The 14,443-nt window shown below is 67.0% G+C and carries 9 protein-coding genes; 5 read left to right on the top strand and 4 right to left on the bottom strand.

Annotated elements, in window-relative coordinates:
* From ABD791_RS08660 to ribH, 3 genes are read left to right on the top strand one after another with little or no spacing between them, the layout of a single operon-like run.
* On the top strand, positions 1 to 687 hold the full coding sequence (locus tag ABD791_RS08660) for a riboflavin synthase (RefSeq protein ID WP_345064928.1): 687 nt from the start codon (positions 1 to 3) through the stop codon (positions 685 to 687).
* Positions 684 to 1,943 (top strand): 3,4-dihydroxy-2-butanone-4-phosphate synthase, encoded by a 1,260-nt coding sequence (gene ribB, locus ABD791_RS08665; RefSeq protein ID WP_345064931.1) that lies wholly within the window; start codon positions 684 to 686, stop codon positions 1,941 to 1,943. Before ABD791_RS08660 ends, ribB begins: the two co-directional genes overlap by 4 nt.
* On the top strand, positions 1,940 to 2,410 hold the full coding sequence (gene ribH, locus ABD791_RS08670) for a 6,7-dimethyl-8-ribityllumazine synthase (protein ID WP_345064934.1): 471 nt from the start codon (positions 1,940 to 1,942) through the stop codon (positions 2,408 to 2,410). Before ribB ends, ribH begins: the two co-directional genes overlap by 4 nt.
* 401 nt (positions 2,411 to 2,811) lie before the next feature.
* Here the strand turns inward: ribH and ABD791_RS08675 are convergent, their stop codons facing one another.
* The gene (locus ABD791_RS08675; protein ID WP_345064937.1) at positions 2,812 to 3,261 is read right to left on the bottom strand and encodes a DUF2269 family protein; all 450 of its coding nucleotides are present in this window, start codon (positions 3,259 to 3,261) and stop codon (positions 2,812 to 2,814) included.
* Between the two features lie 195 nt (positions 3,262 to 3,456).
* On the opposite strand from ABD791_RS08675, the gene ABD791_RS08680 reads away from it, so the two are divergent.
* Entirely contained in the window at positions 3,457 to 4,827 is a 1,371-nt protein-coding gene (locus tag ABD791_RS08680) for an MFS transporter (protein ID WP_345064940.1), read from the top strand.
* Between the two features lie 224 nt (positions 4,828 to 5,051).
* Entirely contained in the window at positions 5,052 to 7,085 is a 2,034-nt protein-coding gene (locus tag ABD791_RS08685; RefSeq protein ID WP_345064943.1) for an ABC transporter ATP-binding protein, read from the top strand.
* A 109-nt stretch (positions 7,086 to 7,194) separates the two neighbouring features.
* Here ABD791_RS08685 and ABD791_RS08690 read toward each other — a convergent pair whose 3' ends face one another.
* From ABD791_RS08690 to ABD791_RS08700, 3 genes are all read right to left on the bottom strand, one after another.
* On the bottom strand, positions 7,195 to 8,706 hold the full coding sequence (locus tag ABD791_RS08690; RefSeq protein ID WP_425562242.1) for a molybdopterin-dependent oxidoreductase: 1,512 nt from the start codon (positions 8,704 to 8,706) through the stop codon (positions 7,195 to 7,197).
* Between the two features lie 163 nt (positions 8,707 to 8,869).
* Positions 8,870 to 12,019 (bottom strand): alpha-mannosidase, encoded by a 3,150-nt coding sequence (locus ABD791_RS08695; RefSeq protein ID WP_345064949.1) that lies wholly within the window; start codon positions 12,017 to 12,019, stop codon positions 8,870 to 8,872.
* Positions 12,020 to 12,278: 259 nt separating this feature from the next.
* The gene (locus tag ABD791_RS08700) at positions 12,279 to 14,390 is read right to left on the bottom strand and encodes a hypothetical protein (protein WP_345064952.1); all 2,112 of its coding nucleotides are present in this window, start codon (positions 14,388 to 14,390) and stop codon (positions 12,279 to 12,281) included.
* Positions 14,391 to 14,443: the final 53 nt, after the last annotated feature.

Below are 14,443 nucleotides of genomic sequence, written 5' to 3' on the forward strand. Positions count from 1 at the left end.
ATGTTCACCGGAATCATCGAGGAACTCGGCCGCATCGAACGGGTGGAACGCAGCGCCGACGCCGTTCGGCTGACCATCCGCGGCCCCCTCGCCGTCACCGGCGCCGCCCACGGCGACTCGATTGCTGTCAGCGGGGTCTGCCTCACCGTCGTCGAGCAGACGCCCGTCACCTTCACCGCAGATGTGATGGAGCAGACCCTGCGCATGTCAACGCTCGACGGTGCAGTCGCCGGAACCGCGGTGAACCTCGAACGCGCCGCGCTGGTCGGCGACCGACTCGGCGGGCACATCGTGCAGGGTCACATCGACGGCACGAGCACACTCCTCGCCATCACCCCTGGCGATGCCTGGCGCGTGCTGCGGTTCAGTCTCGACCCGACCCTCGCCCGACTCGTCGTCGACAAGGGCTCCATCGCCATCGACGGGGTGTCCCTGACCGTGAGCAGCATCAGCGACGCGGCCGAGGCCGACCAGTGGTTCGAGGTCTCGTTGATTCCTGAAACTCTCACCGCCACGACCCTCGGCGAGCGCGTGGTCGGCGACAAGGTCAACATCGAAACCGACATCGTCGCCCGCCATGTCGAGCGCATTCTCGCGCTCTCCTCCCCCTCGCTCGTCTCGTCCACCGCAGCATCCTCCGCCCCCGCCACACCCGTCACGCCGAATGAAGCAAGGAACGCATCATGAGCCTCACCGACATTCCCACCGCCATCGCCGCGCTGCGGCTCGGCAAACCGATCATCGTCGCCGACGACGAGGGCCGCGAGAACGAAGGTGACGTCATCATCTCGGCCGAGCTCGCCACGCAGGAATGGCTGGCCTGGATGGTGCGCGTCACCTCCGGATTCATCTGCGCGCCCCTGACCAACGAGCTCGCCGACAAGCTGGCCCTGCCGGTGATGGTGACGACCAATGAGGATGCCCGCGGCACGAACTACACGGTCAGCGTCGATGCCGCCGACCGCACCAGCACCGGTATCAGTGCCGCCGACCGCGCACACACCCTGCGGGTGCTGGCCGACCCGAACTCGGTGGCGTCCAGTCTGCACCGGCCCGGCCACATCCTGCCGCTGCGCGCGGTCGACGGCGGTGTGCGTGAACGCAACGGTCACACCGAAGCGGCGGTCGACCTGATGAAGCTCGCCGGGCTCAGCCCAGTCGGCGCGATCTGCGAGATCGTCGCCGACGACGGCGAGATGATGCGCCTGCCTGGCCTGCTCGAAATGGGCGAGCGGGAGAACATTCCGGTGATCACCATCGCCGCGCTGATCGACTACCTGCAGGAGTTCCACTGCGACACCCCGCTCGAGGCCGCAACCCCGATCGCGGAGTCGCCCCGGGTCGACTTCGAGGTTGAGACGACCGTGCCGACCGTGCACGGCGAGGTCAAGATCCGCGCCTACCGCGACCGGATGACCGGTGCAGACCACGTGGCGCTCGTCGCCGGCGATCCAGTCGACGGCGCTCTGGTTCGCGTGCATTCCGAGTGCCTGACCGGAGAAGCCTTCGGCTCGCTGAAATGCGAATGCGGGCCTCAGCTCGATGCGGCGCTCGACGCGATCACGACTGAAGGCGGCGTCGTCGTCTACCTGCGTGGGCACGAGGGCCGCGGCATCGGTCTGATCAACAAGCTCCGTGCCTACAAGTTGCAAGAAGAGGGACTCGACACTCTCGACGCGAACGTCGCGCTCGGTTTGCCGATCGACGCCCGCGACTACAGCGCGGCGACGGGAATCCTCACGCAAATGGGAATCTCCTCGATTCGCCTGCTCACCAACAATCCCGAAAAGGTGCGCCAGCTTGAGGCGCACGGTGTCACGGTGACCGAGCGGGTTCCGCTGATCGTCGGTCTCGATTCGCACAATGAGGGCTACCTCAACGTCAAACGTGACCGGATGGGTCACCACCTCGCAACAGAAATCCTGAAAGGAAACGCATCATGAGCGGAGCCGGCTCCCCCACCATTGAGGTCGACGGCACGGGGCTGAACGTTGTCATCGTCGCCGGCCAGTGGCACGACGTCATCAGCGACGGGCTGATTGCCGGCGCAACTCGCGTGCTGGAGGCCTCAGGGGCGACCTACTCGCTCGTGCGCGTGCCGGGCAGCTTCGAACTGCCGGTCGTCTGCAAGGCGGCGCTGGAGAACGGGGCGGATGCGGTAGTCGCGTTGGGCGTGATCATTCGAGGCGGCACGCCGCACTTCGAGTACGTGTCGGCGGCGGCGACGGATGGCCTCACTCGCGTGGCGCTGGACACCGGCAAGCCGGTCGGTTTCGGACTGCTCACCCTCGACGATGAGCAGCAGGGGCTCGACCGGGCCGGGCTGCCCGGCTCGAAAGAGGACAAGGGCGACGAAGCGGCGACGGCCGCGCTGCAGACGGCGCGGGTGCTGGCGGGGTTGCGCGGCTAGTCAGCACTGAGCCCGCCACCCATTCGACGGAGATTTTTCACGACGCGCCGGCAATTCTTGCCGATCGGTCGCGAAACAGGCAGAATCTCCGTCGAATGGGTTCCGCAGTCTGCCGCGTTCTGACGGGAGGACCGGGCTACCGGGTCTCGAGCTGTGGCGCCTCTGCGCGGCATGGTGGTGAACGAATCTGACCATTTCGGTGGTCGAGGAGCGAGCGCCAGCGAGTGTCTCGAGACCTCGCGAGCCGACGTTCACACGCAACCCAAGTCAAGAGATCGGCTCGCGAGATCTCGAGATGCGGCCTCCTTCGTCGGCTGCTCCTCGATCAACGAAGTGGTCATTTGCCTCATAGACGCGGCCGACTTCGTCGGGCGCTCCTCGACCGCCGAGTCTGCTTGGAACTACGGCTTCCAGACCATCAGCACGACGACAGCGACGAGCAGCAGCGACGCAATGCCGCTTCCGGCAGCGATGGCCGGGTAGCTGGCGCGACCGGCTGCGGCATCCGTGCCCGGCGTGCCCTCGAGGGCGTCGGCCGCCTTGCGCATCGTGGGAACGACGAGAAACAGCGTGAGGCCGAGGGCCACGACGTAGAGGATGATCGACCAGAGGATCCACCCGGTGGTGATCGACAGGTTGAACTTCTCGTCGGCCATACCCATCACGCCGAACCCGAAGATGACGACCAGCAGCGACAGCCAGCTGAACAGGTTCGTCGATTTCGCCAGCATGGCGACCTGACCGGCGTTGCCGGCACGAACGGCGCGCATGGCGCTCATGGGGAGAATGGCCATCGGACCAACGATGAAGACAGCTCCGACGACGTGCAGGATGCTCATGACAGTTTCCATGGGTTCAGCCTAGCGACGAGTCTCCGCGTGGTGAGAAGGCGCGCGTTGCCCACCGGTCGACCAGCGGGCATAGGCTAGTGCACGGACGCCACAAGCGGCCACCCCCAATTCTGCCGAGTCACCCGCTGAATTCTCCGCCTGAACGGCGTACGCCGGTGTGGCCGACTTCCGTCTTATCGAAAGCGCCCCACTTTCATGTCAACACCCTCAACATCCGCACCTCTGGCCTCGACGGCCACGCCGGCGAATCCGCGCAGTCGGGTCATTCTTGCCAGCCTGATCGGCACGACAATCGAGTTCTACGACTTCTACGTCTATGCCACGGCGGCAGTTCTCGTCTTTCCGCACCTCTTCTTTCCGACCGGCAACGAGACGACCGCCCTGCTCGCGTCGTTCGCGGTGTTCGGCGCGGCAATGGTCGCGCGCCCGCTCGGCGCCGTCTTCTTCGGTCACCTCGGCGACCGGGTCGGACGCAAGACCACACTCGTTGCGGCACTGCTCACCATGGGAATTGCGACATTCCTGATCGGCCTGCTGCCGACCTACGCGATGATCGGCTGGTTCGCGCCGCTGCTGCTCGTGCTGCTGCGTCTCGCCCAGGGCTTCGCGCTCGGCGGCGAGTGGAGCGGGGCCGCCCTCGTGGCGACCGAGAACGCCCCGGTCGGCAAACGGGCTCGGTACGGAACCTTCCCGCAGATGGGAGCGCCGATCGGCTTCATCATTGCCAACGGCCTGTTTCTGATCATTGCGGCGGTTCTGCCGTCGGACGACCCCACGCGCCCGTCGAGCGCCTTCCTCGAGTGGGGCTGGCGCATTCCGTTCCTCTTCTCGGCGGTCATGGTCATCATCGGCCTGTGGGTGCGTCTGCGCCTGGTCGAGAGCGACGCGTTCACGAAGACGGCGGCGGCCGGCAAGATCGTTAAGCTTCCGCTCGCGCTCGTTTTCAAGTCCAACTGGCGCCAGCTCATCCTCGGCACGTTCTTCATGCTGGCCACCTATGTGCTCTTCTACCTGATGACCACGTTCTCGCTCAGCTACGGCCGCGCTCCGGCGACCCCGGCGGAGGCGACGGTGCTGCCTGGCCTCGGCTACAGCTACAACACCTTCGTGCTGATGCTCATCGCCGGCGTGCTCTTCTTCGGTCTCTTTACCTGGCTGTCCGGCCCGTGGGCCGACAGGTTCGGCCGCCGCAAGACGCTGATCTGGGTCACGATCGGAATCATCGTGTTCGGCCTGATCTGGGTGCCGCTGCTCGGCGCCGGATTTGCCGGTGTGATGATCTGGCTGGTCATCGGCTTCAGCCTGATGGGCATGACGTTCGGGCCGATGGGCGCGTTGCTGCCCGAGCTGTTCCCGACCAACGTGCGCTACACCGGCTCCGGCATCTCCTACAACGTCAGCTCGATTCTCGGTGCCGCCGTAGCCCCGTTCATCGCCGTCTGGCTGTGGGGCCTCGCCGACGGCAGCCCCTTCTTGGTCGGCCTGTATCTCGCGATCATGGGCGTGATCACCCTGGTCGCCTTGCTGCTCGGCAAAGAGACGAAAGACATCGACATCGACCGCTAACCGGTTGGCTCCTGAAGGCCGCGCTGTGCATCCGTCTCGGATTCGCGGCGCGGCCTTTTTCGTGCTGCCTCCCACTCTGGCGTGGGGAATCCCGCTGGGCGCGGGAGCTTCCGCGCGCCAGGGGGGATTTCGCGTGCCAGACTCCGCGAACTGCTCACCGTCTGGCGAGCTGCGGGGCACCGGAGGCGAACCTTCGCCCGCTCCACAGCGGTTAAACTCGATTGGTGAGCACCTCCACCAGTTCGACACGCAGTTCAACGCCCGCCGCCGACGCATCCGAGACATCCGCCGGGTCGTCCCCGAGCGACAAGCGCGCTCCCGCCGCGCCACGCCCGTCGGGGCGCTCGCGGTTCGGACGCCGCGGAGCAGAACAGGTCGGCCCGCGCGCCAGCTTCAAGCAGCTGCTGCCCTACCTGCTCGAGCACAAAAAGGTGCTGAGCGTGGTCATTGTGCTGAGCGTGATCGGTGCAGCGGCGAGCCTTGCCCAGCCGCTTCTGGTCAGTCAGGTCATCAGCATCGTGCAGAAGGGTCTCCCGCTCGGCTCGCTCGTCTGGGCGCTGATCGCCCTTGTTGTCATCTCCGGCGTGATCAGTGGCTACCAGCACTATCTGCTGCAGCGCACTGGCGAGGGAGTCGTGCTGTCCAGCCGCCGCCGACTCGTCGCACGGATGCTGCACCTTCCGATTTCGGAGTTCGACACGCGTCGCACCGGTGATCTGGTCTCCCGTGTCGGTTCCGACACGACCCTGCTGCGCGCCGTGCTCACCCAGGGCCTGGTCGACTCGGTCGGCGGAGCGCTCACCTTCGTGGGCGCACTCATCGCCATGCTCATCATCGACCCGGTGATGCTCGGACTCACCGCACTCGTGATCGCCGTCTCCATCGTGGCGGTGACCCTGCTGTCGCAGCGCATCCGTACGGCCAGTCACGCGGCTCAGGCCAAGGTCGGCGACCTGGCCGCCAGCGTCGAACGCGCGATCAGCGCCGTACGCACCGTGCGCGCCGCCAACGCCACGGAGCGCGAGATCGCCGTCGTCGAGAAAGATGCGGAAGGCGCCTGGCGGATGGGCATCAAGGTCGCGAAGATCTCAGCTCTCGTCGTTCCGATCGCCGGGATCGCCATGCAGGTGTCGCTGCTCGTCGTGCTCGGGGTCGGTGGCTTCCGCGTCGCCAGCGGTGCGATCACCGTCGCCGATCTGGTCGCGTTCATTCTGTTCTTGTTCATGATGATCATGCCGCTCGGCACCGCCTTCGGCGCCCTCACCTCGGTGAACTCGGCGCTCGGCGCTCTCGGCCGGATCGAGGAAATCATCGCACTGCCGTCGGAAGACCAGTTCGACCGCGAGATCGCTCCGCTCGCGATCACCGTCGGGGCAGCCAATGAGCTGGTGAACCCGGATTCGGCGGCGATCGAGTTCGAGAACGTGCACTTCGGCTATGCCGCTGCCGTCGCGGCGGTCGATGCAGAGGCCGAGGTGACCAAGCGGTCCGCGTCGGGGGGGAAGGCTGCCGCTGCCGCCGCCTCCGCTGCTGCCTCTGCTGATTCCTCCTCGCTTGCCGAGTCCGCTGCGCCCCGCGAACCCGTTCTGCATGGAGTGTCGTTCAGCGCGCCGCGCGGGCTCCGCACCGCGCTGGTCGGCCCGTCTGGAGCGGGCAAGAGCACGATTCTGGCGCTGATCGAACGCTTCTATGACCCGACCAATGGTGTCGTGAAGCTCGGTGGCCTCGACATCCGTTCGCTTGATCGCACCGCGTTGCGTTCACAGATCGGCTACGTCGAGCAGGATGCGCCGGTGCTGGCCGGCACGATCCGTGACAACCTGACCTTGGCGACGCCCGATGCGACCGATGAGGAATGCATCGCGGTGCTGCACGCCGTCAACTTGACCGAGGTGCTCGAGCGCGACCCGGCCGGGCTGGGCGCAGCGGTCGGTGAAGACGGAGTCATGCTCTCCGGCGGAGAGCGTCAGCGACTCGCGATCGCGCGGGCGCTGCTGGCGGCCCCGCCCATCCTGTTGCTCGACGAGTCGACGTCGAGCCTCGACGGTGTCAACGAGCAGAAGATGCGCGAGGCCATCGACGCCGTTGCTGCAGATCGCACACTGATCGTCATTGCGCACCGTCTGTCGACGGTGGTCGATTCCGACCAGATTGTGGTGCTGGACCACGGTCAGGTCGTCGGAACCGGCACGCACTCGGAGCTCGTGGCCTCCACCCCGCTCTACCGCGATCTGGCGAAGCACCAGCTGCTGGTTTAGTTTCCATGGGTTGCCCATTCTTGCTAGTGCGCATGCCCCTCTCACTAGCAAAAGTGGGCGACTCTTAGTCCGCCCCACACAGACGGGCCGCCCCGGCCGTCTCGCTCTCTCAGGAGACGCTGACGCTGATGCGATGCCAGCCCGTCGCCCCGTCGGGCACGGGTGGCGCCTCCGCGTTGGTCTGGGTGTACCCGGAGGCGTCGGTCGCCCGTACCTCGATCGTGTGGTCGCCAGCGGATGCGTCCCAGTCGAGCACCCACTGCCGCCAGGTGTCAGCGGAGGCCGAGTCGGCCAGCCGCGCCCGCTGCCAGCTGCCACCGTCGATGCGTACCTCGACCCGGTCGATGCCGGTGTGCTGGGCCCACGCGACTCCCGCGACGGCCGTGCGCCCCGGAGACAGGGCGGCACCGCTTCGGGGCGTGTCGATGCGTGATTCGGTCTTGACCGGGCCGCGGGCCGACCAGCCCTTGTCTGTCCAATACCCCATCTCGTCGGCGAATCGCGTGAGCTTCAGCTCCACGACCCATTTGGTCGCCGACACGTATCCGTAGAGTCCCGGCACGACCATTCGCACCGGGAACCCGTGCTCCAGCGGCAGCGGCTTGCCGTTCATCCCGACGGCCAGCAGGGCATCCGTGTTCGGATCGAGAAGCACGTCGAGGGGCGTGCCGGCTGTCCAACCGTCAGCGCTCCGGGAGAGCACCATGTCTGCGTCGCCGGACGGCCCGGCCCGCTTGAGGATCTCGCGGATCGGATAGCCGAGCCAGGACGCGTTGCCGATCAGGTCGCCGCCCACCTCGTTCGAGACGCACGCCAGGGTCACCATGTGCTCGGTCAGCGGCAGCGCGAGCAGTTCGGCAAAGCTCAGCGTTGTCTCGCGATCGACCATCCCCACCACCCGCAAATGCCAGTCGTTGGGGTTCACCGCTGGCACCTGCAACGCCGTGTCGATGCGGTAGAACGCGGCGTTGGGCGTGACATACGTCGCCAGCCCCGGCAGGTCGAGTTCGGCCCCCGCGGGGACCGACGGAGCAGGGACCGCCGGCTTCGGCAGGTGCAAAGCCTCGCGCACCGTTACCACCGCGGAATTCGCGGCGCTGGTCAGCTGAGAGCCGATACCGACGATCAGGGCGGCAGCTGCGCCCACCCCGACGAACGTGAGGAACGACCGCCGGTCCACGCCAGCCACCGCGGCCGCGCTCTCTCCCGTGCTCTGGCTTTCCCGCCATCGACGCAGCCGGGCGATCGACTGCCGCAGCACCCAGACGCCGACCGCCGCGCCGAGGGCCGTTGGCAGTGCCCAGACGATGGATGCCGACGGCCGCGTCACGACCGCCAGCGCCCCGATCGCTGCGACGGCCACCAGCACGATGGTGCCTACCGGCGGCCTCTCCAGCTCGGCCACCCCGGTGACCAGCGCGAGCACGAGCAGGAGCACCCCGAGGCAGATGAACAGCACGAGCTTGTCGGCTGTTCCAACCAGTCCGATAATCCAGGTCTTGAAACCGAGCGGCGTCAGGTCGACGATCCAGGCGCCGACCGCGAAGAGCGGGCTGCTGGCCGGGGCGACAAACAGCGACGCCAGTTCGGCGAGGGCGAGGGTGACGACCGCGCTGAGCATCCCACAGGCCGCAGCCAGCCAGCGCCATCTTCTCGCATGCACTCCCGTTGAGGACACGGCACCAGACTACGCCCCGGGGTACCGGCGCGACCGGGCAGTCGCCGCAGGTAAGCGTGCGCGCAGGCTCGCGCACGGTTCGACCGTTGAGCGAGTCGAAGAACGCTCACCGAGAACGAGCGAACCGCAACGTCAGCAGCTGGAAGGGCCGCAGCTCCAGAGTGAACGACGCCGGATCGGCTGGGTCGAGATCGAGCAACGCACGCTGCTCGGCCACCTGGCGTTCGAGCAGGTCGGTTTCGGTCACCGTCGCCTCGAAATGACGGATGACGCGGGCCCGCGAGAGCGACCCGTGCGCCTCGTAGAGGCGCACGATGACATCGCCGCTGCGGTCCTCGGCCAGTTTCACCGCCTCGATCACCACGGCCGGATTGTCGACGCTGAGCAGAGGTTCGATCACGGCACCGCCGACTCCCGTCACGGTGCGGAGCGGCAGATTCAACCGGTAGCCCTCAGCGATCGCCTCGGGGATTCCTGCTCCGACACGCACGCTGAACCGAAAGTCATGACGCCCTTGATCGGCGTCGGGATCGGGATAGAGCGGTGCGCGCAGCAATGACAGACGCACCACGGTGCCCACGCGGCCGGTGGCATCCGTCGCCCGACCGATCGAGTGCCCGTACGTCGAATCGTTGGCGATGGCGACCCCGTATCCCGGCTCGCCGACGTGCACCCAGCGGTGGGCGACGGTTTCGAAGCGGGCGACGTCCCAGGACGTGTTCGCGTGGGTGGGACGAAAGAGATGCCCGAACTGAATTTCGGATGCCGCCCGTTCGGCCTGCAGATCGAGCGGGAAAGTGAGCTTGAGCAGCTTTTGGCGCTCGTGCCAGTCGATCGAGAGGGCCACGTCGAGCGTGGGCGAATCGGGGTCGAGAGTGATCTCCTCGACCACCTGCGAGGCGCCGAACGAACGGGTGATTCGCACGCCGACCCGCCCTGTCACGTTCGCGTCGATGATCTCGACGCTGTCGGCATCCGTCACATCGGTCACGACGTGGGTGTAGTTCGCGTCGAGATCCCAGGCGTCCCACTGGTTCGGGATGTCCCGGTACAGCTGGAGCAGGTTGCCGCGGGCGCCGGCCGGGATCAGCTCGCGGTCGGCGCGCAGATCGCGCAGTGACACGAGGAGCCCCTCGGCATCGAACGTCGCGGCGACGAGGGAGTTGGCGATCACGATTCGGCCTGGAGTGCGGGTGGCCGACGCGTCGGGTGCCACATGCGGCCCCATCAGCATGTGAGGGGTCGCAATTCGACCTTGGTTGGGTTCGGGAAGGTCGATTTGCGACCCCTCACCGAGCACCGCCCCCGTTTCATCGGTTGTGTGGATGTTGCCCCCGCCCAGCGCCGGCACCCCGCCCAGCGCATACGGCCCGGCGTTCAGCGCCAGCGTCGCATCTCCCGGACCGGCCAACTCACGCACCGATTCCTCGATCACCCGGCCCAGCGCATCCGCAATCGCTGCGTAGTTCTGCTCGGCCTCACGGTGCACGCGGGCGATCGACGACCCCGGCAAAATGTCGTGGAACTGCTGCAGTAAGACCGTCTGCCAGGCCGACTCGAGTTGGTCATACGGGTAGGCGGCACCTGAACGGATGGCGGCCGTCGCGGCCCACAATTCGGCCTCCCGCAGCAGATGCTCGCTGCGCCGGTTTCCCTGCTTGGTGCGCGCTTGTGAGGTGTAGGTTCCTCGGTGGAACTCGAGGTAGAGCTCCCCCGACCACACCGGCGGCCGGGGGTATTCAGCCTCAGCGGTCTCGAAGAACCGCCGGGGGTTCGACAGTTCGACCGTCGGCGATCCTTCCAACGACGCGGTGCGCCGGGCAGCCGCCAGCATTTCGCGCGTGGGTCCTCCCCCTCCATCACCCCAGCCGAAGGGAATCAGCGAGGTGTTCGCGTGCCCCTTCTCGGCGTAGAGACGCTCCGCCCTGGCCAGTTCGGCGGCAGACAGCCGGGCGTTGTAGTCGGCGACGGGCGGAAAGTGGGTGAAGATGCGGCTGCCGTCGATACCTTCCCAGTGGAAGGTGTGGTGCGGAAAGGTGTTCGTGTCATTCCAGGAGATTTTCTGGGTGAGAAACCAGCGCGACCCCGCTGCGAGCGCGATCTGCGGCAGCGCAGCCGAGTAGCCAAACGAGTCGGGCAACCACACCTCCAGCGGTTCCACGCCGAACTCCTCGATGAAGAATCGTTTGCCGGCCACGAACTGTCGCACCAGAGCCTCACCTCCCGGCAGGTTGCTGTCCGACTCCACCCACATGCCCCCGACCGGAACGAAGTTGCCGTTCGTCACGGCCTGGCGCACCCGTTCGAACAGCTCCGGGTAGTACTGCTTGAGCCACGCGTATTGCTGGGCCGACGACGCGGCGAAGACGAAATCAGGGTTCTCCTCGATCAGGCTGAGCACATTCGAGAAGGTGCGCGCGACCTTGCGCACCGTCTCCCGCACTGGCCACAACCACGCGCTGTCGATATGCGCATGGCCAACCGCGTGAAGGCGATGCGCGCTCGCCGATGCCGGGCGTGCGAGCACCTCCCCCAGCGCGAGGCGAGCGGATGCCGCGGTGCCGGCCACGTCGTCGGGATCGAGACGGTCCAGGCAGCGGTCGAGCGCCTGCAGAATCTCTGCGCGCCGGGGAAGCGTCGCGGGCAACTCCCGCGACAGCCCGAGCAGTGCAACGATGTCGTGGGTGAGCTCGAACACACCGATGTCGCGCACCGCGACATCCGCTTGCCGGAAGGTGTAGATCGGGTCGCTGCCCGCCGTGGCCGAGTCGCCGAGCGGGGTCGGCGCGAACGTCCAGCCCTGGGCGAGGTCGGGATTCGAGGCGGCCTCAATATAGAGGTCGATCGGTGACCCGTGCGGTCCAGGGAGCGGAATCCATCGGTTTTGCGACTCGACAGCCTTCAGCAGTATGCCGTTCGGGGCATACGCGGTTCCTTCGGCTTGGAATCCCGGATCGGCGGCGCTGAAACCCAGATCGACGACGATCTCAATGCGGGCGTCGGGCGCGGCCACCCAGGCCTCAGGGATGGTTCCGGTGAGGTGAAACCACGTGGTGCCCCACGGTTTGCCCCATGGCTGCCCCACCGAGAACGGTTCGAACCGCTGGCGGATCGCCTCGGCGAACGGCACCGGTTCGCCGGGCGCCTCCCAGACGTCGAGGGAGAGTGGGGATGCCGCGCGATAGAGCGCCGGCTGCAGCCGTTCGCGCAGAAACCGATCGACTCGCATCTGAACACGTTCGCTGTCGTCGTGCATGCCTGCATCCTACGACCGCGGGCCGTGGCCCCGACAGGCATGCCGCCGGATGCTTGAGCAAACGAGATCGACAATGTTCAGCTGTGAGGGTGCGCAGCCTCCCGGGAGTGCTGCAGGTGCTCAGGGCTGAACATTATCGACGCGCAACCGCGATTGCAGCACGCTTCGAGCCCGGGAGCGGGGAATCCCGCGGGGCGCGGGAGCTTCCACACGCCAGGCGGGATTCCCCACGCCCGGGCGGATCGCTTGTCACCAGGCATCAGACCGGCTCCCCTACCCGGGTGATCGAGGGCACCAGTTGTCGTGCCGGCACACTGCGCGTTCGCGCGATCGCCAGCGTGCTGACGAGGAGAGAGCCGAGCGTCCAGAGTACGAGGCCGACAAGCGCGCCGACGACACTGCCACCAGCGCTGCCGCCGTTGAGTATCGCGTGGAAGGCATCAACGGCCGGCTGCGTCGGCATCAGGCTGCCGAGCGTGAACAGTGCAGCAGGAGCCGTGGCGATGATGCTGGTTGCAATCAACACCAGCGCAACAATCATCGAGAGAAACCGGCCGGCCCCGCCGAACAGAGCCACCAGCGATTGGTTGGCCGCCGAGAAGGCGACGCCGACGAGAACGGCGATGCCGGCGAGGGCGAACCATCCGCCGGTGTTCAGGGTGACGACGCTCGACAGGATGGCGGTGACCACGAGTCCCTGCACGGCGCCGACTGCGGCGACGGGCAGGAACGAGCGCACCGCCAGCGCGAGCGACGACTTGGTCGACCCGAATGCTCGGACGGGCGTGGCCCGCAGGACCATCAGGCTGGCCAAGCCGCCGAGCCACAGCGCCAGCACCGCGTAGAACGGCACGCTGCTGGTGCCAACGCCCAATCCGCTGGAACTGCCAACCACGACCGGGGCGGCAACGACCCCGGCCAGATGGGTGCTCTCGCTCTCGGTAAAGCTCGGCACCTGCTGTACCGAGCTGTGGAGTCCTGTCGCTAGCTCGGCGGCGCCGGAGTTTGCGCTTGCCGCACCGTCGGCCACTGACTGGGCGCCGGTCGCCAGCGACCCGGCCGAGGTCGCCAGCGAGGCCGCCCCCGAAGCAACGCTCGCGCCGGCCGAGTCCAACGTCGCCGCAGCGGATGCCGATTGGCTGATTCCCGCAGAAACGGACGGCATGCCGGCGGCCAGCTGCGACGCCCCTGCGGCAACCTGGTCGGCAGAGGAAGCAAGCGGGGCCAACGCGGCCAGCGAGCTCAACGAGGTGAGATCGGCCGTTGCGGCCGCGAGGGCTGCCTTCGCCGAGGCGCAGGCATCCGGAAGCAGACCGGGCGCGCAGATGGTCTGAACCTGCGTGGTCAGGGTGGCGATTTGCGCTTGGAGGTCGGCAATCTTCTGAGCGAGGGCGGCGTTCACCGCATGAAGTGCGTTGGCCAGCCCCTGTGCTCCGTCGGCGAGTTGGCTGGTCTGCGCCGGCAACGATGCCGTTTGCTGCTGCAGGGTATCGAGCCCTCCCGACAGCTGGTCGAGCCCGCCCGAGAGCTGCGACGCCCCCTCTGACAAGCTGGAGGCGCCGGCGGCGAGCTGCGTCGCACCACTCGAAAGCTGGGCCGACGCGCTCGCCAGTGAGGTGGTTCCCGCCGCCAAAGAATCTGCCCCGCTCGCCGCTTGCCCGAGCTGGGTGCCGAGCGTGGTGAAGCTCGTGTACACGTTCTCGAGGTAGGTCGTGGTGAGCTGGTTGCCGGCTACCGAGGCGGCGGTCGTCGAGATGACCTGGCTGATCGCGTTGTCGACGACCGTGCTCGTGCCGCTCATCGTCACGTCGATCGTTGCCTGTTTCGCGTCGGCCGCAGGCCCGGTGTAGGAGGTCGCCGCCGCAGAGAAGTCTGAGGGAATCGTGATCACCGCCGCGTAGCTACCGTTGGCGAGCCCGGCCTTCGCATCGTCGGCGTCGGTGATCACCCAGGTGTAGTTGAGCGTCTCGTCGCTGCCGGAACCACCGATCGGAGAGACCGGCATCGCGGTATTGGTGGGCGCAGGGGTGGGAGTGGGGCTGGGCGCGCTCGGTGTCGCCGTACTGGGTGCCGCGGTGCTCGGCGCTGATGAGGTGGGCGCTGCGGTGCTGGTCGAGGTCGTACTCGTTCCGTCGACCAGGCCCGCGGCGAGTTCACGCCCCAGCGGAACCGTCTGGCCATTGATCGTGACGGGCACATCATTGTTGACGATCGCGGCGGTGACGTGGTCGAGTCGCTGGGCCGGGTTCCAGAGGGCCCAGATCAGAATTCCGGCCACCACCACCGGAACCAGAACGATTCCGATCAGGGCCGGCCAGCCCAGCCGGCCGGCCGTGCGGGCGAATCCGAGTCGTTCAAGCAGGGTGCTCATGGTGTCACCTTTGTTGTCGGTTCAGTTCTGTCGTTTCAGTTCTGTCGTTTCAG

Origin of the sequence: Glaciibacter kafniensis, from assembly GCF_039538945.1 — a bacterium.
Classification (GTDB): domain Bacteria; phylum Actinomycetota; class Actinomycetes; order Actinomycetales; family Microbacteriaceae; genus Cryobacterium; species Cryobacterium kafniensis.

Bases quoted from the DNA above. Each gene is read 5' to 3' on its own strand.
- ABD791_RS08690 (WP_425562242.1), bottom strand. From the start codon at position 8,706: ATGCTCAGCGCGGTCGTCACCCTCGCCCTCGCCGAACTGGCGTCGCTG.
- ABD791_RS08675 (WP_345064937.1), bottom strand. From the start codon at position 3,261: ATGGAAACTGTCATGAGCATCCTGCACGTCGTCGGAGCTGTCTTCATC.
- ABD791_RS08700 (WP_345064952.1), bottom strand. From the start codon at position 14,390: ATGAGCACCCTGCTTGAACGACTCGGATTCGCCCGCACGGCCGGCCGG.
- ABD791_RS08660 (WP_345064928.1), top strand. From the start codon at position 1: ATGTTCACCGGAATCATCGAGGAACTCGGCCGCATCGAACGGGTGGAA.
- ribH (WP_345064934.1), top strand. From the start codon at position 1,940: ATGAGCGGAGCCGGCTCCCCCACCATTGAGGTCGACGGCACGGGGCTG.
- ABD791_RS08695 (WP_345064949.1), bottom strand. From the start codon at position 12,019: ATGCACGACGACAGCGAACGTGTTCAGATGCGAGTCGATCGGTTTCTG.
- ABD791_RS08680 (WP_345064940.1), top strand. From the start codon at position 3,457: ATGTCAACACCCTCAACATCCGCACCTCTGGCCTCGACGGCCACGCCG.
- ribB (WP_345064931.1), top strand. From the start codon at position 684: ATGAGCCTCACCGACATTCCCACCGCCATCGCCGCGCTGCGGCTCGGC.